The organism is Streptomyces sp. NPDC045678 (assembly GCF_056432085.1).
Window position 1 is genome coordinate 149,321 of record NZ_JBWKJS010000002.1, and the last position, 18,943, is coordinate 168,263.

At 72.2% G+C, this 18,943-nt stretch carries 15 protein-coding genes; 1 reads left to right on the forward strand and 14 read right to left on the reverse strand.

Going from position 1 to position 18,943, the window contains the following annotated elements:
• Window positions 1-30: 30 nt before the first annotated feature.
• On the forward strand, window positions 31-666 hold the full coding sequence (locus tag AC07DO_RS07275; RefSeq protein ID WP_479058548.1) for an acyl-CoA-like ligand-binding transcription factor: 636 nt from the start codon (window positions 31-33) through the stop codon (window positions 664-666).
• Between the two features lie 28 nt (window positions 667-694).
• Here AC07DO_RS07275 and AC07DO_RS07280 read toward each other — a convergent pair whose 3' ends face one another.
• The 14 genes from AC07DO_RS07280 to AC07DO_RS07345 all read right to left on the reverse strand — a co-directional run bounded on the left by AC07DO_RS07280 (window position 695) and on the right by AC07DO_RS07345 (window position 18,895).
• Window positions 695-1,243: a tellurite resistance TerB family protein gene (locus AC07DO_RS07280; protein ID WP_150221634.1), complete on the reverse strand. Its 549-nt coding sequence runs from the start codon at window positions 1,241-1,243 to the stop codon at window positions 695-697.
• 44 nt (window positions 1,244-1,287) lie between these two features.
• A complete protein-coding gene (dctA, locus tag AC07DO_RS07285; protein ID WP_479057673.1) occupies window positions 1,288-2,679 on the reverse strand; it encodes a C4-dicarboxylate transporter DctA in 1,392 nt (463 codons plus the stop codon).
• 26 nt (window positions 2,680-2,705) lie between these two features.
• Window positions 2,706-3,761 (reverse strand): tartrate dehydrogenase, encoded by a 1,056-nt coding sequence (locus AC07DO_RS07290; RefSeq protein WP_479057674.1) that lies wholly within the window; start codon window positions 3,759-3,761, stop codon window positions 2,706-2,708.
• A 69-nt stretch (window positions 3,762-3,830) separates the two neighbouring features.
• Entirely contained in the window at window positions 3,831-4,712 is an 882-nt protein-coding gene (locus AC07DO_RS07295) for a LysR family transcriptional regulator (RefSeq protein ID WP_479057675.1), read from the reverse strand.
• Window positions 4,713-4,785: 73 nt separating this feature from the next.
• Complete coding sequence (locus AC07DO_RS07300; RefSeq protein WP_479057676.1) at window positions 4,786-5,481, reverse strand: PepSY domain-containing protein; 696 nt, start codon at window positions 5,479-5,481, stop codon at window positions 4,786-4,788.
• Between the two features lie 76 nt (window positions 5,482-5,557).
• Window positions 5,558-7,897 carry a protein translocase subunit SecD gene (secD, locus tag AC07DO_RS07305; protein ID WP_479057677.1) on the reverse strand — a complete coding sequence of 780 codons (2,340 nt, stop codon included), beginning with the start codon at window positions 7,895-7,897 and terminating at the stop codon, window positions 5,558-5,560.
• A gap of 98 nt (window positions 7,898-7,995) precedes the next feature.
• Entirely contained in the window at window positions 7,996-8,367 is a 372-nt protein-coding gene (locus AC07DO_RS07310; RefSeq protein ID WP_479057678.1) for a hypothetical protein, read from the reverse strand.
• Between the two features lie 133 nt (window positions 8,368-8,500).
• Window positions 8,501-9,493: a LacI family DNA-binding transcriptional regulator gene (locus AC07DO_RS07315; RefSeq protein ID WP_479058550.1), complete on the reverse strand. Its 993-nt coding sequence runs from the start codon at window positions 9,491-9,493 to the stop codon at window positions 8,501-8,503.
• Window positions 9,494-9,888: 395 nt separating this feature from the next.
• Window positions 9,889-10,761, reverse strand: a complete 873-nt coding sequence (locus AC07DO_RS07320; protein WP_479057679.1) for an ROK family protein — start codon at window positions 10,759-10,761, stop codon at window positions 9,889-9,891.
• Complete coding sequence (locus tag AC07DO_RS07325) at window positions 10,758-12,491, reverse strand: class I mannose-6-phosphate isomerase (protein ID WP_479057680.1); 1,734 nt, start codon at window positions 12,489-12,491, stop codon at window positions 10,758-10,760. The genes AC07DO_RS07320 and AC07DO_RS07325 overlap by 4 nt, the downstream gene beginning before the upstream one ends.
• A gap of 63 nt (window positions 12,492-12,554) precedes the next feature.
• A complete protein-coding gene (locus AC07DO_RS07330; RefSeq protein WP_479057681.1) occupies window positions 12,555-15,782 on the reverse strand; it encodes a glycoside hydrolase family 38 N-terminal domain-containing protein in 3,228 nt (1,075 codons plus the stop codon).
• Between the two features lie 33 nt (window positions 15,783-15,815).
• Window positions 15,816-16,628 carry a carbohydrate ABC transporter permease gene (locus AC07DO_RS07335; RefSeq protein WP_479057682.1) on the reverse strand — a complete coding sequence of 271 codons (813 nt, stop codon included), beginning with the start codon at window positions 16,626-16,628 and terminating at the stop codon, window positions 15,816-15,818.
• 9 nt (window positions 16,629-16,637) lie between these two features.
• Window positions 16,638-17,612, reverse strand: a complete 975-nt coding sequence (locus AC07DO_RS07340) for a carbohydrate ABC transporter permease (protein ID WP_479057683.1) — start codon at window positions 17,610-17,612, stop codon at window positions 16,638-16,640.
• Window positions 17,609-18,895 (reverse strand): ABC transporter substrate-binding protein, encoded by a 1,287-nt coding sequence (locus tag AC07DO_RS07345; protein ID WP_479057684.1) that lies wholly within the window; start codon window positions 18,893-18,895, stop codon window positions 17,609-17,611. The genes AC07DO_RS07340 and AC07DO_RS07345 overlap by 4 nt, the downstream gene beginning before the upstream one ends.
• Window positions 18,896-18,943: the final 48 nt, after the last annotated feature.

An 18,943-nucleotide genomic window follows, 5' to 3' on the forward strand; every position in this document is an offset into this window, starting at 1 on the left:
AGTGACAAGAACTGCATGCGAACGCCCGACATGTACGATGACCCGGTGACTTCCCAGCCCCGTGTGAGCCTGGCCGAGCGCAAGCGGCGTCTGGTCTCGGACGAACTGACCGAGTCCGCGCTGCAGTTGCTGGCGTTGAAGGGGTACGACGCGGTCACCATCGACGAGATCGTCGCCACCGCCGGAGTGTCCCGGCGCACGTTCTTCCGGTACTTCGCGTCCAAGGAGGACGTGGTCGTCCAGTTCCTGGCCGACATGGGCTCCGGAATGCGCGCGGAGCTGGCGGACCGTCCCGCGGGCGAATCCCCCGCGGAAGCGCTGCGGAACGCCGTCAGGGTCCCCCTCGCCGTCTGTTCCGACCGCTCGGACCACTCCGAGCGGGCGCTGAGCGTGGTGCAGCTGATCCTGCGGACGCCCGCCCTGCTGGCCCGCTTCCTGGAGCGGCAGGCACGGTGGCGCGACGACCTGACGGAGGAGATGGGCCGCCGCACGGGGCTCGACCCCGAGGCCGAGTTGTACCCGCGGCTTTCCGCGGGGATGGCCCTCACCGCGTTCGACGCCGCGCTGCATCGGTGGAGCGGCAGCGACGGCGCCGAGGACCCGGCCGAACTCCTCGACCGGGCCTTCGACGTGATCGGGCCGGCGCTGGACACCGTGGCCGCGTAACCCCCTGCCGGTTACCGGTCCTGCCCGCTCAGAGACCGAACTCCTGCGGGGACACGTTCAGCGCCGCGCACGCCTCGCGAAGGACCTGCTCCTCCGCCGGTGCGATGTACCCGTCCGCGCCGGCGACGACGAAGCCGGTCTGCACGACCGCCTTGGCCTCCATCGGCTTCTTGGCCGCCTTGGCGATCTCCTGCATCGCCTCGGTCTTGCCCTGCTGGAAGTTGAGCGACAGCTGGTCCACGTGCTTGTTGAACCGCTGCCGCAGCTGGTCCGGCGGGAAGTTCTGCAGGACGTCGTTCTGCACGATCAGCGACTCCACGTGCTGGCGCTCGGCCGGGTCGACCGAGCCGTCGGCCGCCGCGACCAGGGCACACATGGCCATGCTCGCGTCGCGGTAGGCACCGCTCTTGAGCTCGGTCTTCAGGGAGGCCAGCTGGGTCTTGAGCACGCCCACGAGCTGGGCCTTCGATCCCCCGCCGGAGCCCGAACCCGGTCGTCCGTGGCCGCCGGAGCCGCGCGACCCCTGCGACTGCTGAAGACCCTTGGCCTGGTCCTTGATCCGGTCCCACATCGCCATCCGTGCCACCTCGACTGCTTCGCTCGTCCACGCGCTTGTGCGCGTCACTCCGCCAACGCCTTCCCCGCCGTCGAAGTTCCGTGCCCGCCCGACTCCTTCGAGGGCTCGGTCGACGGCTCGGGAAGTCCGCTCCGCAAGACCCTGTTGACGCGTGCCGTGTCGAGGACTCCCTCCCAGCGGGCGACGACGAGGGTGGCGACGCTGTTGCCCGCGAGGTTCGTCAGGGCCCGGCACTCGGACATGAACTTGTCGATGCCGAAGATGAGCATGATGCCCGCGGCGGGCACGGTGCCGACCGTGGAGAGCGTGGCTGCCAGGGCGATGAACCCGGCGCCCGTGACGCCTCCGGAGCCCTTGGACGTCAGGATCATGACGGCGAGCAGGCCGAGCTGCTGGCCGAGGGTGAGCGGGGTGTCGGTGGCCTGGGCGATGTAGACGGCGGCCAGGGAGAGGTAGATGGAGCTGCCGTCGAGGTTGAAGGAGTAGCCGGTCGGCACGGTCAGGCCGACGATGTCCCTGCGCACGCCGAGCCCTTCGAGCTTGGCCATGACCCTCGGCAGCACGCTTTCCGAGGACGATGTGCCCAGGACGATGAGGAACTCCTCGCGCAGGTGGTGCAGGAGCCGGAGGACGTTGATCCGCAGCAGGGCGAGAACGCCGCCCAGGACGACCACGACGAAGAACAGCGACGTACCGTAGAACAGGCCGATGAGGCGGCCGAGGCTGGTCAGCGTCGAGATGCCGTACTTGCCGATCGTGTAGGCCATGGCGCCGAACGCGCCGACGGGGGCGGCGAGCATCACGTAGTGGAGGATCTTGAAGACGACCGCGCTCAGCCGGTTGACGCCGTCGACCAGGGGTGCGCCCACGGGGCCCACGGCCTTCAGTGCCACACCGAACAGGACGGCGAAGAAGATGACTTGGAGGATGTTCCCCTCGGCGAACGCCCCGACCGCGCTGGAGGGGACGATGTCGGTGAGGAAGTGCCACCAGCTCTGGCCCTCGCCGTCCTTCACGTACTGCGCGGCGTCGCCGGAGAGGCGCAGGTCGCCGGGGTGGGCGTGGACGCCGGCGCCGGGCTGGAAGAGGTTGACGGCGATCAGCCCGACGGCGAGCGCGGCGAGGGTTCCCGCCTGGAAGTAGAGCAGGGACTTCAGGCCCACCCTGCCGACCCGGCGCAGGCTGTCGACACCGCCGACGCCCGCGACGATCGTCAGGAAGACGATCGGGGTGATCAGCATCTTGATCGCCGAGACGAACGTGGTGCCCACCGGCTCCAGGGCGACGCCCACCGAGGGCCGGAGCCAGCCGGTCAGGATGCCGGCGACGATCGCGGTCAGGACCCAGAAGTACAGCTGCCGGTACCAGGGCGTGGAGGCTTCGGACGGTGGAGCGGCCGGTGGGGTGCCGGGGGTGGTGGACGCGGTTGCTGCCATGTCGTTACTCCTCGCCGGGGAACGTGTCAGAGCAGTTCGAGGAGCTTCTCGGTGAACTCGGTCGTCGTGCTGTCGCCGCCGAGGTCCCGGGTGCGCACGTCGGTCTTGGCGAGCACCGCGGCGATGGCGGCCGTGATCTCGTCGGCCGCCGCGCGGTGTCCGAGGTGGTCGAGCATCATCGCCGCCGACCAGATGGCGCCCAGGGGATTGGCGATGCCGCGGCCCGCGATGTCCGGTGCGGAGCCGTGGACCGGCTCGAACATCGAGGGGAACTCGCGCTCCGGATTGAGGTTGGCGGCCGGGGCGATGCCGATGGAACCGGCCACCGCGGCGGCCAGGTCGCTGAGGATGTCACCGAAGAGGTTGGAGGCGACCACGACGTCGAAGCGGGCCGGGTCGAGGACGAACTTCGCGGCCAGCGCGTCGATGTGCTCCTGGTCCCACACCACCGCCGGATGCTCCGCGCCCCGCTCGGCGACCAGCTCGTCCCAGAACGGCAGGGTGTGCACGATGCCGTTCGACTTGGTGGCCGAGGTGAGCCTGCCGTCGCGCCGCGCGGCCAGGTCGAAGGCGTAGTCGAGGACGCGGGTGACTCCCGCGCGTGTGAACACCGCTTCCTGGACGGCCATCTCCTCCGCGAAGCCGCGGTTCAGCCGTCCGCCGATCTCGCTGTACTCCCCCTCGACGTTCTCGCGTACGACGACGAAGTCGACCTCTCCGGGCGCGGCGGCCCGCAGCGGGCTCTCGACTCCCTCGAAGACGCGGATCGGACGGACGTTGACGTACTGGCGAAAGCCCCGCCTGATCGGGATCAGCAGCCCCCACAGCGAGACGTGGTCGGGCACGCCCGGGTAGCCGACCGCGCCGAGCAGGATGGCGTCCTTGTCGCGCAGCTGGTCGAGCCCGTCCTCGGGCATCATGGCGCCCTCGCGGGCGTAGCGCTCGCACGACCAGTCGTACGTCATGTACGAGCAGGTGAAGCCGTGGCGGGCGCCGATCGCGTCGACGACCCGCTGTGCGGGAGGCAGCACTTCGGTCCCGATGCCGTCACCGGGGATGAGTGCGATGTGGTGGTGGGTCATGCCCTGATTGCAGCAACGGGGGCGTTCGGGCGTCCAAGACGCTCTGCCGATCTGCCTTATAGGGCACGCCTATATGTGCGCGTCGAGCGCACACGTGAGGAACGTCCGCGCGGCCGGCGACTGCTCGGCCCTGCGGCTCACCAGCGCGATCCGCAGCGTCGTGCGCGGCTCGATGTCCAGGACCAGCGCACCGGCCCGCTCGGCGGTCGTGCGCCAGGACTCGGTGACCACGGCGAGACCGACCCCGGCGAGCACCAGCGGCAGGATCGCCACGCGGTGCTCGGTCTCCGCGGCGATGGTGAAGTCGATGCCGCGCTCACGCAGCCCGTCGACGTACGCGCGCATGCCGGTGCCCCGCTGCCCGACGATCAACCGCTGCCCCGCCAGTTCCTCGCGGGCCACCGAGCGGTCCGCCGGGAAGGGCCCGTCGGGCGGGGTGACCAGGACGAACCGCTGCTCGCCCACGTCGTGCGAGAGCACCTCCTTGTCGGCGAGCGGGCCGGACGTCGCGAGGAGGCCCAGTTCGGCGGCGCCGGTGCGGACCATGTCGATGACGTCGCGCGAGGTGAACGCCGCCCGGATGTTCACGGACACGCCGGGGTGGCGGCCGGTGAAGTCGCGGACCATCGTGGTGAGCGGCTCCACCGCCTGGGAGGGCATGGCGGCGATGTCGAGCCGCCCCTCGCGCAGTTCGTGCACGGCGGCGACGCTGGCGCGGGCCGTCTCAAGGCTGCGTACGGCCGCCCGGGCGGGCTCGATCAGCGCCGTGCCCGCCTCGGTGAGCACGGCACGGCGGCCGATGCGGTGGAACAGGCTGCTGCCCAGGTCCCGTTCCAGCGCCCGCACCGCCTGGGACAGCGACGGCTGGGAGAGGTAGAGGGCCGACGCCGCCCGGTTGAAACCGCCGTGGTCGACGATCGCGAGGAAGTACTCCAGCTGACGAACATCCATGCGTCCATCCTCGCGCCGGTGCCGGCGCCGCACGGACCGAGGTCCTCCGGGGAGGGGCGACGCCGGTCGGGAGTCAGTCCCGGTCGACGTGCTCCCGGAGGATCTTGCGGTTGGTCGCGTCGATGTCGTACGTCGTCTTGTTCCAGTCGTCGGTCGTGACGACGTCGACGGACCACAGCACCGTGTCGCCCTTGTCGGAGTCGTCGAGCTCCACCGACGTGACGGTGCCCTTCTTCTTGTCCGTGGCGGTCTGCGCGGCCTGCTGCGGGGTGACGGTCGCCTTCTTCAGCCAGTCCGCGAGCTCGCGCTTGTCGTCCTGGTCCTGGTCGTTGTCGGCGCGCGCCTGCCCGGCCTTGCCGGTCACCGCGTCGACGTCGACATCGTGGGCGGCGCCGTCCGCGGTCGCCACCTCGGTCTGCCAGACCGGCTTGTCCGGCGTGCCCTTGAGCTCGATGGAGACCGGCTTCGACTTGTCGACCGTCGCCACGGCGGCGTCGAGCGCCTTGTCGTAGCCGACCTTGGCCTTGGGGACGAGTTCCTTGCGCTCCCGCTGGTCGTCCGTGAGGCTTCCCGCGTCGGACGACGAGGAGGACGAGGGCGACGCCGCCCGACCCGCGGTGGAGGAGTCGGTGTTCGCGGTGTCGCCGTCGTCGTTGCCGCAGCCGGTGAGCAACGCTCCGGCCGCGGCAGCGACACAGATCAGACCCGTGCCCCGGGTGAGCGAGAGGCGTTCACGCCTGGCGGCGGATGCATTTCGTTTTGTGACCATATGAGTACGTTAAGCGACATACCCTTTCCGCACCTGTGGAGCCGGGACACGTGACCCGGTCGCGTGACGACGTGCCTCAGACGACCGCTCCGGTCCCCCGCTCCCTCCTCCTGCGCGCCTCGATCGGGCTGTAGCCGTCGGGTACGTCGCCCGGGCCGCCCGCCCGGCCCGGCCGCGAGGGCGGCGCCGCCGGATTGCGGCGTTCGAGCGCGACAGCGATCGGGACGGCCGTGAACACGGTCGAGGCCATACCGACCAGGACGCCGGCGATCAGCGCCAGCGAGAAGTCCGCGAGCGAGTCGCCGCCCAGCACCGCGAGGGCCGTGAGGATGAACAGGGCGCCCATGCCGGTGTTCACGGTGCGCGGCAGCGTCTGCACGACGGCCTGGTTGGCGGTGGCCTCCAGGTCGCCGCGCGGATCCCGGCGGCGCACCTCGCGCACGCGGTCGAAGACGACCACCGTGTCGTTGACCGAGTAGCCGATCACGGTGAGCAGGGCGGCGAGGAAGACACTGTCGACGGGCTTGCCGAGCCAGGCGAACAGGCCCACCACGAGCAGCACGTCGTGGACCATCGCCGAGACGGCCGCCACCGCGAGGGTCCAGCGGAACCGCACGCTCAGATAGATCAGCTGGGCGGCGACGGCGATGCCGAGGGCGATGAGCGCCTTCTGGCGCAGTTCGTCGCCGAGACTCGGCCCGATCATCTCGTCGCGCTCGACGGTGACCGTGCCACCGGGCCCTTCCAGGGCCTCCTTCACGCGCTGCTGTTCGGCGTCGGTCAGGCGTTCCGTGCGTACGGAGATGTCGCCCTCCCCGGACTCCTGCACCACCGCGCGCGGGAAGCCCGCGTCGGACACGGCGCCGCGGGCGGTGTCGGCGTCGACGGGCCTGCTGGTGCTGTACTCGACGAGGCGGCCGCCGGTGAACTCGACGCCGAACTCCAGGCCGCGCAGCGCGATGCCCGCGACCGCCACGACGACCAGGAGGGCGCTGGCGCCGAGCCAGCGGCGCCGGTGGCGCACCAGGTTCGGCTTGCGGCGGGCCAGCCAGCTGCGGACGCGGCCCGTCGAGGCGATGCCGGTCAGGCCGGGCCGTTCGCGCACGAACTCGCGGCTCACCGCGAAGTCGGCGAGGACGCGGGTGATGACGAGCGCGGTGAGCATCGACGCGAGGACGCCGATGGACAGGGTCACGCCGAAGCCCTTGACCGGTCCGGTGGCGAAGAAGAACAGCAACCCCGCGGCGAGCAGCGTCGTGACGTTCGAGTCGACGACCGCGCTCCACGCCTTCGCGAAGCCCGTGCGCACGGGTTTGGCGAGGTCGGCGGAGCGGACGCCGAGGTATTCCTCCCGTGCGCGTTCAAAAACGAGCACGTTGGCGTCGACGGCCATGCCGATGGCCAGCACGAACCCGGCGAGACCGGGCAGAGTCAGCGTCGCGCCGAGTGCGACGAGGGCGGCGTACGAGATGAGGCCGTACAGCGCGAGGGCGAGGGCGGCGAGGGCGCCCATGAGCCGGTAGACGACGGTGATGAACAGGGCGGTCAGGGCGATGCCGATGACGGCGGCCGTGGCGCTCGCCTCGATGGCGTCGGCGCCGAGCGTCGCGCCGACGGTGCGCTGCTCGACGACGTCGACGGGCACCGGCAGGGCGCCGCCCTTGACGAGTGCGGCGAGGTCGCGGGCCTCGGACTGGCTGAAGTCGCCGGTGATCTGTGTGGTGCCGCCGGTGATGCCGGTCTTGCACGGCACGCCCTGGTTGACGCCGGGCGCCGAGATGATCTTGTCGTCGAGGGTGATGGCGACGCGCCGCTCGGGGGCGTTCTGCGGTGCGCAGGCCGCATCGCCGGTGATCTTCGCCCAGGTGTCGCCCGCCTCCTTGCGGAAGTCGAGGGTGACGAGCCAGCCGGCGAGGGACTGTTGGTCGAGCGTGGCGCGGGCGTCCTTGACTCCCTGGCCGGTGAGCGCGGTGGGGCCGAGCGTCAGGTAGCTGCCTTCGCGGTCGGGGTCGGGCAGGGTCCGTGATCCGTCGGCGGCGGGTTTCGCCGTGCCCTTCTCGGCGGACTCCCCCGTGACGGGGTGGACGGTCAGCTGGGCGGTGCGGCCGATGACCTCGGCCGCCTTGCGCGGATCCTGGACTCCGGGGAGTTCGACGATGATGCGCTTCTCGCCGGAGCGTGCGATGCCGGGTTCGGAGACGCCGAGTGCGTCGACGCGCTGCCTGAGGACTTCCAGGGCGCGGTCGGTGGACTCCGCGTCCGCCTCGGTGGTGGGCGAGTCCTTGGTCTCCAGGACGATCTGTGTGCCGCCGCGCAGGTCGAGGCCGAGGCGAGCGGATTGGGTGAGGGCGATGTAGAGGGACAGGGCGACGGCCGCGAGCGCGACGATCGCCCGCCACAGGGGCGCGCGGGACATGGGTTCTCCACGATGAGGGCAGGGCGGAAGGACGCGTGACCGGGGCGTCGCGAACGCGGTGTGCGCGCCGGGTCAGGCGTCGTGGGAGTTCTGCGTGCTCATCGCCGGGGCGGCCCGCGCGGGGCGGCTTCCGCCCCGGCCTGCCGCGGAGTGGCGGGGACGGTCCCGGGGCGGGCGTCGGGTCCGCCGAGGGCGCGGTGCGGCGCCGTGTCGACCGCCGTGCGCGGTGGCCCCACCGGCTGCGGGCCGGGGAGGTGGGCGTCAAGTCGGTGCGTGACGGTGACGTGGAGCGCCGGGGCGTCGTGGGGCGCGGCGTGCTTCTCCGCGTGCGCGACGACGGTGTGCCGGGCGAGCGGTCCGTCGGCCGGTGTCCCGTACGCCGCCGCGGAGGGGACGAACAGGGCCAGCACGGTGACGACGAGGGACACCGCGGATGCGGCGAGGCGCGCGGAACGGCTCTGCTGCGACACGCGTGCCCCCCGTCCCTCGGCTCTTCCCGCCGGCTTTCCCGGGCGCGCACGGCGCGGCCCCGACCCGCTCAACGTACGGGCCGACGCGTTTCGTTCCGCTCACGTACTCCTCACGCACTCCCCGTACGGCGTCTCACATGCCGTACTCCACCAGGCTGGTGGGCACCACGATCTGACACGGCTCGGCGGGCGCGGCCCGGCCGTGCAGCCGGTCGGCGAGGAGCCGGCCCGCCGCGCGCCCGAGCTCGTCGCTGTCGTACGCGACGAGAGTGAGGGGCAGGCCGAGCGCGTCGGCCAGTTCGAAGTCGTCGAACCCGGCGAGAGCGACGTCGGCTGCGCCGACGCTCCCCACGTCCGCGTTCCGCAACGCCCGAAACGCGCCTATCGTGTTGCGGTTGTTGGAGCAGAACAGCGCGGTCGGGGGTGCGGGGAGCGCGAGGAGTTCGGCGGCGGCACGCGTGGCCTGCCGGGGCTCGGTCTGGCCCTGGCGTACGAGGCGTGCGTCGACGGCGAGTCCTGCCTCGGCAAGCGCGGCCGCGTAGCCGCGGAGCCGTTCGGTGCCGGTGTGGACGGCGGGCGGCGAGCCGAGGAAGCCGACGCGGCGGTGGCCGCGCTCCAGGAGGCGGGCCGTCGCGGCACGGGCGCCGCCGAAGTCGTCGACCAGGACGCAGTCCGCGGCGAAGCCCTCGGGCGGTCGGCTCGCGAGGACGACGGGCACTCCGTCGGCCACGGCCGTGGCGAGGTGCCGCTGGTCGGCGCCCGCGGGCACGGCGATGATCCCGTCGACGCGGCGGGCCACCAGGTCGGCGACGAGTTCCCGCTCGGCGTCGAGGTCTTGGCCGGTGTTGCCGATGACGGTCTTCAGGCCGTGCTCGCCGACCACGGAGTCGACGCCGAGCGCGAGGCGCGAGTAGAAGGGGTTGGCGAGGTTGGTGACGACGAGACCGACGAGTCCGGTACCACGGCCGAGCCGGAGACTGCGGGCGACCTCGTTGGGCCGGTAGCCGAGGGCATCGGCCGCGGCCCGCACGCGCGCGCGGGTGGCGGGCAGGACCTGTGGATCATCGCGGAGCACCCGCGACGCCGTCATCGCACTGACCCCGGCACGCTCGGCGACGTCCCGCAGGGTGGGCTGCCCGCTCTTCGCGTCGCGCGTCCCGCGGCCACGCCCGTCGCGCCACCCCCGACCGCTCTCCGGATCGTGCGACGACGGGCCACCCTGCGGTTCGTGCGGCGGCCGGCCGCTCTGCGCATCATGCGCCGGCCCGCCCCCCTCCGGGACATGCACCGGCCGGCGACCGCCCGAGTCCTGCGAGGGCCCGCCGCCCTGCGCGCCCTGCACCGGCCTGCCCCCGTCCGGGTCGCGCGCGGGCAGCCCGGCCTGAGCGTCCTGCGCCGGTCGGCCCGCCCGCGGTTCGTGCGGTGGCCGGCCGCTCTGTGGTTCGTGCGGTGCTGGCATGGGGCGGGCGTCCTTCCGTTCCGTTCGGCGTGTTGCCTCGGCGCGGCGGCCCGGAGGGGCTGTCAGGGGGCCGTCGCCGCGTGCGCCGCCGCTCCGACGAGGGCCGCGTCGTCGCCCAGCCCCGCGGGGCGCAGCGTGACGGGAGTATCTCCCAGGCCGGCGCGGAGCGCGGGGCTCAGGAGGTCCCACGAGGTGGCCATGGCGCCGCCGACGACGAGGACGGTCGCCCCGAAGTCGCGCAGGTGCGGGGCGAGTACCGCGCCGAGGGTCGTGAACGCCTCGTCGAGGACGCGCCGCGCTCGCCGCTCCCCCGCCCGCGCCCGGTCCGCGACGTCGCGCACGTCCAGGTTCGGATCCGGCGGTCCGCCCGCGCCGCCGTAACGCGCCAGGATCGCGCGTCGCGACACCGTGTCCTCCAGCGGTCCGCCGCCCGCCACGACGAGGTCGACGCGGCCTTGCGGCGGTACGCCGGGGCCTTCGTGCTGGGCCCGGCCCGCCACGAGGAAGGCGGACCCCACGCCCGTGCCGAGGGTGATGCCCGCGCAGCGATCGTGGCCGCGTGCCGCGCCCGACCGCCACTCGCCGAGGAGGAAGGCGTGCGCGTCGTTGAGGAAGACCGCGTGCGCGGGGCGCGGCCACACCGCGTCGAGGAGGACCGCGCGTACGTCGACGCCGTACAGGTCGTCGAACTTGCCGACGCCCGCGAAGCGGGCGATGCCCTTGTCGTGGTCGAAGGGTCCGGGGACCGCGACGCCCCACACCTCCCCGGCGGGCGCGTCCAGCTCCCCGGCGCAGCGGACGAGCGTGCCCAGGACGTGTCCGGCGGAGCCCCGCGCACGGACCGGCCGCCGCACCCTGCGCAGCACGGTCGCCGTGCCGGGGTCGGCGAGGGCCGCGGTGACGTGGGTGCCGCCGAGTTCGAGGACGGGTCTCATGTCTCCCCTCGCGAGCCGGTCGGGCCGGGCCGCTCCGCGCGGACCAGCGCCTTGACGACCTTGACCGGCGCTTCGCCGACCGCGGCCAGTCGATAGGGTCCGACGGCCGCGGGCACCGTCAGCGTCTCCGAGCGGAACAGCAAGTGCCGCTCCCCCGCCGCCGTGTGCAGCGCGACGCCTTCGCCCTCCACCACGTTGAGGACGTGGAAGCGGTCCGCGGTGTCGTCGTCGGCCTCGGCGCCCGCGTCGAGGGTGTGGCGGCGCACCTCGTAGAACATCTCGTCCAGCGAGCCGAGGAGCTCCTCGTGCCAGCCCGGGCCCTCGCGCAGGGTGCGCGGCTCCTGGACGAGCTCCTGCGCGACGGCGTCACCGCGGCGTCCGGTCTCCAGGTTGGCGAGGCCGTGCTCGTAGGGAAGTTGGCGGGGGCGGCCGTCGGCGTCGGGGCGCAGCCAGTCGTAGAGGCGCAGGGAGTAGAGGTACGGGGTGGCGCTGATCTCCAGGACGACGTGCCCCGCGCCGGAGGCGTGCGGCGTGCCTGCCGGGATCATGAAGAGGCGGCCCTGTTCGGCGGGAAACGTCATGACGTGGTCCTCGGGGTCCATCGGTACGCCGTCGTGCGCGGCCTCCTCGATCTCCTTGCGCAGGAGGTCCAGGTCGACGTCCTCGCGCAGGCCGAGGAAGACGCGGGTGTCCGGGCTGCCGAGGGCCATGTAGTACGTCTCGTGCTGGGTGTAGGACCACCCGAACCGCTCCTTCATGTACCGCGCCTTGGGGTGGCAGTGCACGGAGAGGTTGCCGCCGCCCAGGGTGTCGAGGTAGTCGAAGCGGATCGGGAAGGAGGTGCCGAAGCGAGCGGCCACTTCGGGTCCCAGCATCGCTTGGGGGTGCAGGACGCACAGCAACTGGAAGGGGACTTCGGCCTGTTGGCCGGAGTGTGTGCCGATGAGGACGCCCGCCTCGGGGGCGATGAGTTCGTAGCCGAGCGCGGTGTTCCGTGTGGTGGGGTCGAAGCCGAGGCTCTGCTGGGCCCAGTGTCCGCCCCAGGGCGTGGAGTTGAAGTAGGGGCGGGTCCGCACGGGCCGGCGGGCGAGGCCGGCGAGGGTGGCGCGCAGCCCGGTGCCGTCGATGTACGTGGGGCGTTCGGGGTCCTGTACGTCGAGCCAGGCGTCCAGTCGGGGCGCGAGGGCGTCCCGGTGGCGGTCGAGCAGGGGCCAGTCGATGTAGAAGAGCCGTCGCAGGCTCCCGCTGTCGTCGGGCAGTCCGAGGTTGCGTCCTGTGCCCGCGGCGACGGCCGCCTCGGCGTGCCGTTTGGGCAGGTCGGCGTACCAGAGCAGGTCGTGCGGGAGGAGCGACGCGCCGGGGCCGTGCACGAGGAGCACCTCGGGGCCCTTCGGCGGCCGGGGCCGGGGAAGGTCGTCGAAGAGGTCGCGCAGGAGGTTCTCCGCGAGCCTTGCGTAGTAGGGGTCCTCGCTGTCCGCGGCGGATTCGGTGCGGCGGCGCACCTCGGCGGGCGGGGCGTGGTGGGTGCGCAGGTCGAGGGTCCGTACGGCGGTGCCGCGCGCGGTCAGCTCCGCGGTGAGCCGTGCGGCGATGTCGTCCCAGGCCGCGGTCGGCGGGCCGTCCACGGCGACGGTGGCGGGGCCCGTGGGCAGGCGCGCGGCGACGGCCTGCCAGCCGGTGGCGAGGACGGTCCCGGGCGCGGGGGCGTGGCGCGGGTCGAGCCGGTACACACGTTCTCCTTCGTGCGGACAAGACGTACGGATTGCGGGAGCCTCGGGGCAGGTCTCCGGAATTCAGGGACGTACGAACGGCGGAGGGCAGGAAGGGTCCGCGGGCGCACCCGTGTCGGGGCGCTCGAAGAGCACGGCCGTGGTGCCGAGCGCCGGCACGTCGAGGGTCGTCTCGCCGCCTGTGCAGGGCAACCGTTCGGACGCGGTGCCGAGGAAGTCCGCCCGGTGCGCGGCGGTGACCGTGAAACGGGTGCGGATACGGCAGGTCAGGGGTTGCTCCGCGAACGACTGGAGGCGCAGCAGGACGTGGCCTGGGCTCGGTGTGGTGGCGCCGACGAGCCGGACGCGCGGGTCGTCGATGTCGACGAAGGAGTGGGCGGCGGGCAGGTACGGCGCGCCGTCCGAGCTCCCCCGGGCTCGAACGGCGCGCATCGGGCGGCTCCAGGCGGCGGCCGTCTGTGGCCCGAGGCCGCCAGCACCGGAACCGCCGGCCAGGCTGTAGCGGTAGGTGAATGCGAAGCCCTGCTCGCTGGGGAAGTTGGTGTCCCACAGGTTGTTGTGGATCCAGGAGAAGACGGTCGCGGGTTCGTCGTGGCCCATCGTCTTCGGGAACGGCGCGTAGGGCAGGGCGATGTTGCCGAACTGGACGAGCGGCGCGTCCTGTGTCGACCAGGCCACCGTCAGCTCGTCGTCGCCCAGCGTCACCCAGCGGCGCACCGCCCGCATGTGCAGCGCGGAGCCCGGCACGACCGGCAGGCCGCTGCCCGTGACACCGCCCGACGCCTCCATGCGGACGACCGGGTCGTCGAAGGTGAACGGGAACGCGAAGTAGGCGCTCTCCTTGACCGGTTGGGCATCTTTGTCGAGGCGGTTCTCGATGTCGAGGCGGGGCACGCCGTGCCGGAGGGTGAGCGTGGTGCGCAGCCGGTTGGCGCCCGCCGGGCGGGTCTCGTAGGTGACCGACTCGGTGGTGGGCGTGGAGCGGCGGGCGATGAGCGCGGCGGGCGGGGGGACGGCGCGGGCGCCGAGGTGTTCGAGGCGGTCGGACGCCATGGTGCGGCTGGAGTTGTGGTTGAAGGCGCCCGCGGTGGTGTAGCTGTCGTGGAGGTAGCCGTTGAAGCCGGTGATGGCGTCCTGGCGGACCAGTTCGCGGCCGTTCCTCTTGTCGGTGATGGAGGCGACGCAGGCGTGCGCGAGGTCGACGCGGACGGTGAAGTACTCGTTCTCCAGGAGGGTCGGTTCGGGGTGCGCGAGCGCTTCGGCCGCGGTGTCCGCCGGGTCTTCCCGTTCGGTGCCGCCGGTCGGGTTCCAGCCGGTGGCGGCCTTCACCGTCGTGCTCCGCCGTTCCTCGTGCGGCTCGGCGGCCGCGGCGAGGATGTCGAGGCGCACAGATCCGGCGGGCGGCACGTCGTCGACGCGGACGAGGAGGAACCGTCCCGCGTCGCGGTGGTCGTCGTTGGTCTGCGGCTGCTCCTCGTGCAGGAGCCGGCGTCCGTCGCGGGCGTCGCGGACGGTGACCCGCTGTTCCAGCGGCACGGTGCTCTCGGGCAGGAAGACGCGTACGACGTCGGTGCGCGGCCACGAGCAGGTGTTGACGACGTGGTACGTCGCCGCCGCGTCCGGCGCCGCGGCGAGCCGCTGTCCGAGGCGGGCGCTCGCGCGGGCGAGGAGCGCGTTGCCGTCGTCGTGGGCGCGCATCGCCTGCCCGTACTTCCAGTGCCACTGGTGTTCTCCGGAGTGGCCGCCCTCGTCGCCGTGGGTCCACGGGTCGCCGGCGCCCCAGGTGTGCTCGTCGAAGAGCGACACCGCTTCGTAGACCCCGGCGGCGTCCCTGCTGTCGTCCTCGGCCCCCGTGGCGTCGAGGAGGGCGGCGAACGTGCCGATGGTCTGGGCGTCGGCGACCACGGACTGGGCGGTCCTGGCCAGGGACAGCGGGCGCGCCCCCGACCCGACCCCGTCGACCCACCAGTCGGTCCAGTCGCCCTCGAAGGTGCGGATCTCGCCGCCGAGCCTGGCCTCGGCGTCGGTGAAGAAGTCCTCGTTGCGGGAGAGCCGCAGGTGCGGGAAGGCCCAGGTGTCGTTCCAGCGGCGGACGGTTTCGGCGATGACGCGGCGGGGTGGCGCGTTGTCGCCGAACTTGCCCTGGACGCGCAGGTGGAGGACGTCCCACGGGTAGGGCTCGCGCTTGACCTCCGTGTGGTCCACGGCCCAGCCGAAGATGCCGCCGCGGTAGGGGTAGGGGTTGGTGGCGAGGGAGGTCAGGTAGGCGGGGAGCAGGTCGTCGACGTCCGCGTAGTCCGTGTCGAAGCCGAGGAGCGGGCCCTCCATGTAGGCCAGGCCGTGCGGGGTGTCGGTGACCCACACCAGGACGCTGTTGCCGCTCGGTGCGCGCCACCGGAAGAGGCGGGGCAGCTTCTCGCCGCCGACCAGGTGGGGGACGGAGCGTCCTGCCCAGTTGTGCGCCACGGAGAGGTACTTGACGCCTGCCGCGGCGAGGGCGTCCACGAGTCCGACGACGGCGCCGGGCACGTCGGTCTGCATGGCGGAGGTGAAGTCGACGCCGTGGGTTTCGCGGACGGTGCGGGCCAGGCGCAGGAGTTCGTGCAGTTCGTCCGTGGAGCAGGTCTCGGTGTGCAGGTTGAACGGCAGCGCGGTCAGCTCGATGCGCCCTTCGCGCACCCGTCGTACGAACTCGTCGACCTGCTCGGCCGGGCGCGCCTGCGCCCACTGCTGGAACGACCACAACGACTCCACACACCACCGGAACTGCGACTCGGCGGGCCAGTCGTCGGTGGCGCGGGTGAGTTCCAGGCAGGAGTCGAGGAAGGAGAGGTGCTCGGCGAGGACGCGGCCCTGCGGGTCGGTGTACCCGATGTCGAGGTGGGAGTGGTGGACGAGGTGGAGGGTCCAGTGTCGCTGCGGGGTCAGGCGTACGTCGATGCCGTCCCGTGAGCCGGGGAGGCCGACGGTGACGCGGGCCGGTGCGTCGACGGCGGGGAGCAGCAGCCGTACGGAGCGGCCTGGCCCGGCGACGCGCTCGCAGGGCAGGGCTGCGCCGGATTCGGTACGTGCGCTCAACTCTCCCGGTGGCGCGGCGCCGTTGACGGTCTCGACTCTCAAGGACTGGAGCAGCGTGCCGTCGTCGGCGTGACGCATGAGGGGTTCCTCGGTGAGCCGCAGGGCGGTGCCGTCCGCGAGCGTTCCCTCGGCGCTCACGACGTCGGCGCGCAGGCTGTCGCGGATCCGGTCGTTGTCCCAGTCGGTGGTGCGGACCAGAGCCCGTGTCGTCATGCGGATCTCTCCCGGGGAAGGGGGGGTGTCGGGTCAGCGGGCGGATGCGGTGATGCCGCGCAGGAACAGGCCGCGGAACACCAGGAAGAGGAGCAGGGTCGGCACGGACACGATGAGCGCGCCGGCCAGGATGACGGGTGGTCCCGTCGACGCGTAGGCGTTGTTGAGGGTCGTCAGGGCGGCCATGACGGGCTGTACGTCGGGGCTGCGGCTGAGGGTGATGCCGAGGAGGAGGTCGTTCCAGACGGCGGTGAACTGGAAGATGAAGGCGGCGCCGAGCCCCGCCTTCATCAACGGCACGTGGATGCGCCAGAAGATCCGCCCGAACGACGCGCCGTCGAGCAGCGCCGCCTCGGTGAGTTCGGGCGACATGGTCGTCATCTGGTTGCGGATGAGGAAGAAGGCGAAGGGCACGGCCCATGCCGTGTACACGAGCATCAGGCCGAGCCTGGTGTCGTACAGATTGGCGTCCGCGTACAGACCGAAGAGCGGCGCGAGGAACATCTGGAGCGGGAACAGCGTGCCGGAGTAGATCAGCCAGAACCAGAACGCGGGCCGCGGGATCGGCAGGACGACGACGGCGAACGCCGCCATGGCCGCCACGATGACGGCGACCAGGCCGCACACGACGGCGTAGAGCAGGGAGGCCCGGAAGCTGTCGCCGATGCCCGCCACGTCCCAGGCGGTCCTGATGTTCTCCCACAGGCCGAAGCCCTGCACGGTCCACTCGGGCTTGCCCGCGTACTCGGCCGCCGGGGTCAGGGCGTTGACGGCCAGCAGGTACAGCGGGATCAGCCAGAGCACCACGCATCCGGCGACGAAGACAGTGCGCACCGCGCGTCCCATGGCGCCTCCTCAGCTCTCCGCCGTGCCGGTGCCGGGCATCTGGCGGCGCAGGTACGTCCAGGACGAGGCGACGACGATCACGGAGAGGACGAGCGCGATCGCCGAGCCGTAGCCCACGTGGAACAGCCGGAACGTCTCGCGGTACATGCTCAGCGCGAGGGTCTCCGAGGAGCGGGACGGGCCGCCCTTGGTGAGGATCCAGATCATGTCGAACGCCTTGAGGCTGTTCACGATGGCCATGCCGACCACCACGACGGTCACGGCGCGCAGTTGGGGCAGGGTGATGTGCCGGAACATGTGCCAGCCGCTCGCGCCGTCCAGTTCGGCGGCCTCGACGGTCTCGCGCGAAATGGCGCGCAGGCCGATCGCGAAGAGGACGACGTTCAGGCCGGTGGCCTGCCAGGTGCTTGCGACGATCATCGCGAGGGTGTTCTGCGGCCACTCCAGGAGCCAGGTCTGCGCCCAGCCGTCCAGGCCGACGCCGCGCAGCACCTGGTTGACCGCGCCGTCGGACGTCAGCATGAAGTTCCACAGGACGGCGGTGGCCGCTCCCGAGATCGCGAACGGCAGCACGATGATCAGCTGCGCGATGCCGCCGAACCGCGTCCGGTGGGTGGCGACGGCGATGAGGAGCCCGGCGAGGACGGGCAGCAGCAGCGTCCCGGCCACCCACATCAGGGTGTTGAGGACCGAACGGCCGAAGATCGGGTCGTCGGCGAGTCCGGCGTAGTTGTCGAGTCCGGTGAAGCTGCTGGTGAAGCCGTTGTCCTCGAAGAAGCTTCCGTAGACGCTGCGGAAGAACGGATAGACGAGCAGGACACCGACGAGGGCGAGGGCGGGCAGCGTCCAGGGCAGGGCGGCGAGGGGGCCGCCCAGCCTGCCGCCGCCCGCCTTCGCGGCCTGGTGCGGGGTGCGGGTGGGCACCCTGCGGCGCACGCGGACGGGTTGCGTCGCGCCGTGTGCCGGGGTCGCGGTTCCGGTCATGTCTTCTCCGCCTCCCGCCAGACCTGCCAGGCGTCGTCGGCACGGTCCTGCATGGTGCGCAGCGTCTTGCGGTACGAGGACGGGTTCAGGAGGAAGCCCGCGAGGTCGTCGACGGTCGCCTCGACGAGTTCGGGCGGGCCCTGTTCCCAGAAGCGGTTGAGGAGCCACAGCTTGTCGCCGCGCACCTTCTCGGCGAGGCCTCCGATGACGGGGTTGGCGGGCGGGACCTCGGGGTTGGGGCAGCCGTCCTGGAGAGCGCCGGAGAAGGCCCGCATGACTGCCGGGTGCAGCCAGGAGCCGGTGGCCTCGACGGCCTCGTCGTGGTCGGCGCCCTTGACGGTGGCGACGAGCGCGCTGGACTCGAAGACGACGCTGGGACGGGCCTTCGGGTCGGCCATCGGCAGCACGAACGCGCCGACGTTGTTGCCCGGTTTTCCGCCCGCCCCCGCCAGCGTCGAGCCGAGCCAGGTGCCGCAGGCGACCATGCCCACCGTGCCGCGCACCAGGGCGGCGGCGGCGTCGGTGTGGCTCAGGTCCATGGGCGTGAACCAGTCCTTGTCGAAGAAGGAGGCGATGGTGCGCAGCGCGCGTTCGGCCCGCGGATCGGTGTAGCGCTCGCGGCCGTTCATCAGGTCCTGGTAGAACCGCGGGTCCTGGCGGCTGAGGATCTCCTGGAACCAGATGAAGGAGGGCCAGCGGTCGGCCGCGGTGCCGTGCAGCGGTGTGATGCCCGCCTTCTTCAGGCGCCCGCACGCGCCGAGGAAGCCGTCCCAGGTCTCCGGGGTCTCGATGCCGTGTTCGTGGAAGACCTGCGGGTTGTGGAAGATCACCCAGTAGGCGAGGTTCATCGGGAGGCCGTACACCCGTCGCCGGTAGGTGAACGCCTCCCGCAGCGAGGGATCCACCCAGCCCTTGGCGACGGCGCTGTCCCACTGGTCCGTCAGGTCCTCGATGCCGCCGGTGCGGGCCAGGTCCTGGAGCCGGTAGCCGGACCAGTACTTGAGCATGTCCGGCGTCTTGTCGGTGCGCAGCGAGGACCGCACGATCTGCTCGAACGACTCGAGGGACGGGTTGACCTCGGGCACCAGGCGCAGCTGCGCGACGGACTTCATGGCCGCCCCCGCGGCGGTCATGGGCTTCTCCCACGCGGTGCTGTCGCCGAGCACGGCGACCTCGCCCGAGGGCAGGCCTTCAGCGGTGGCGCAGGCGGTGGCGAGCGCGCCGGCCGCGGCGGCCACGAGCAGGGTGCGGCGGTCCACCGACGCGTGACGACTACCTGACATGGATGGCTCCCTCAGGTGTGCCTGCCGCCCGTTGTTAGCGTTAACACG

Bases quoted from the DNA above. Each gene is read 5' to 3' on its own strand.
- AC07DO_RS07275 (WP_479058548.1), top strand. From the start codon at position 31: ATGTACGATGACCCGGTGACTTCCCAGCCCCGTGTGAGCCTGGCCGAG.
- AC07DO_RS07280 (WP_150221634.1), bottom strand. From the start codon at position 1,243: ATGGCGATGTGGGACCGGATCAAGGACCAGGCCAAGGGTCTTCAGCAG.
- dctA (WP_479057673.1), bottom strand. From the start codon at position 2,679: ATGGCAGCAACCGCGTCCACCACCCCCGGCACCCCACCGGCCGCTCCA.
- AC07DO_RS07290 (WP_479057674.1), bottom strand. From the start codon at position 3,761: ATGACCCACCACCACATCGCACTCATCCCCGGTGACGGCATCGGGACC.
- AC07DO_RS07295 (WP_479057675.1), bottom strand. From the start codon at position 4,712: ATGGATGTTCGTCAGCTGGAGTACTTCCTCGCGATCGTCGACCACGGC.
- AC07DO_RS07300 (WP_479057676.1), bottom strand. From the start codon at position 5,481: ATGGTCACAAAACGAAATGCATCCGCCGCCAGGCGTGAACGCCTCTCG.
- secD (WP_479057677.1), bottom strand. From the start codon at position 7,897: ATGTCCCGCGCGCCCCTGTGGCGGGCGATCGTCGCGCTCGCGGCCGTC.
- AC07DO_RS07320 (WP_479057679.1), bottom strand. From the start codon at position 10,761: ATGAGACCCGTCCTCGAACTCGGCGGCACCCACGTCACCGCGGCCCTC.
- AC07DO_RS07330 (WP_479057681.1), bottom strand. From the start codon at position 15,782: ATGACGACACGGGCTCTGGTCCGCACCACCGACTGGGACAACGACCGG.
- AC07DO_RS07335 (WP_479057682.1), bottom strand. From the start codon at position 16,628: ATGGGACGCGCGGTGCGCACTGTCTTCGTCGCCGGATGCGTGGTGCTC.
- AC07DO_RS07340 (WP_479057683.1), bottom strand. From the start codon at position 17,612: ATGACCGGAACCGCGACCCCGGCACACGGCGCGACGCAACCCGTCCGC.
- AC07DO_RS07345 (WP_479057684.1), bottom strand. From the start codon at position 18,895: ATGTCAGGTAGTCGTCACGCGTCGGTGGACCGCCGCACCCTGCTCGTG.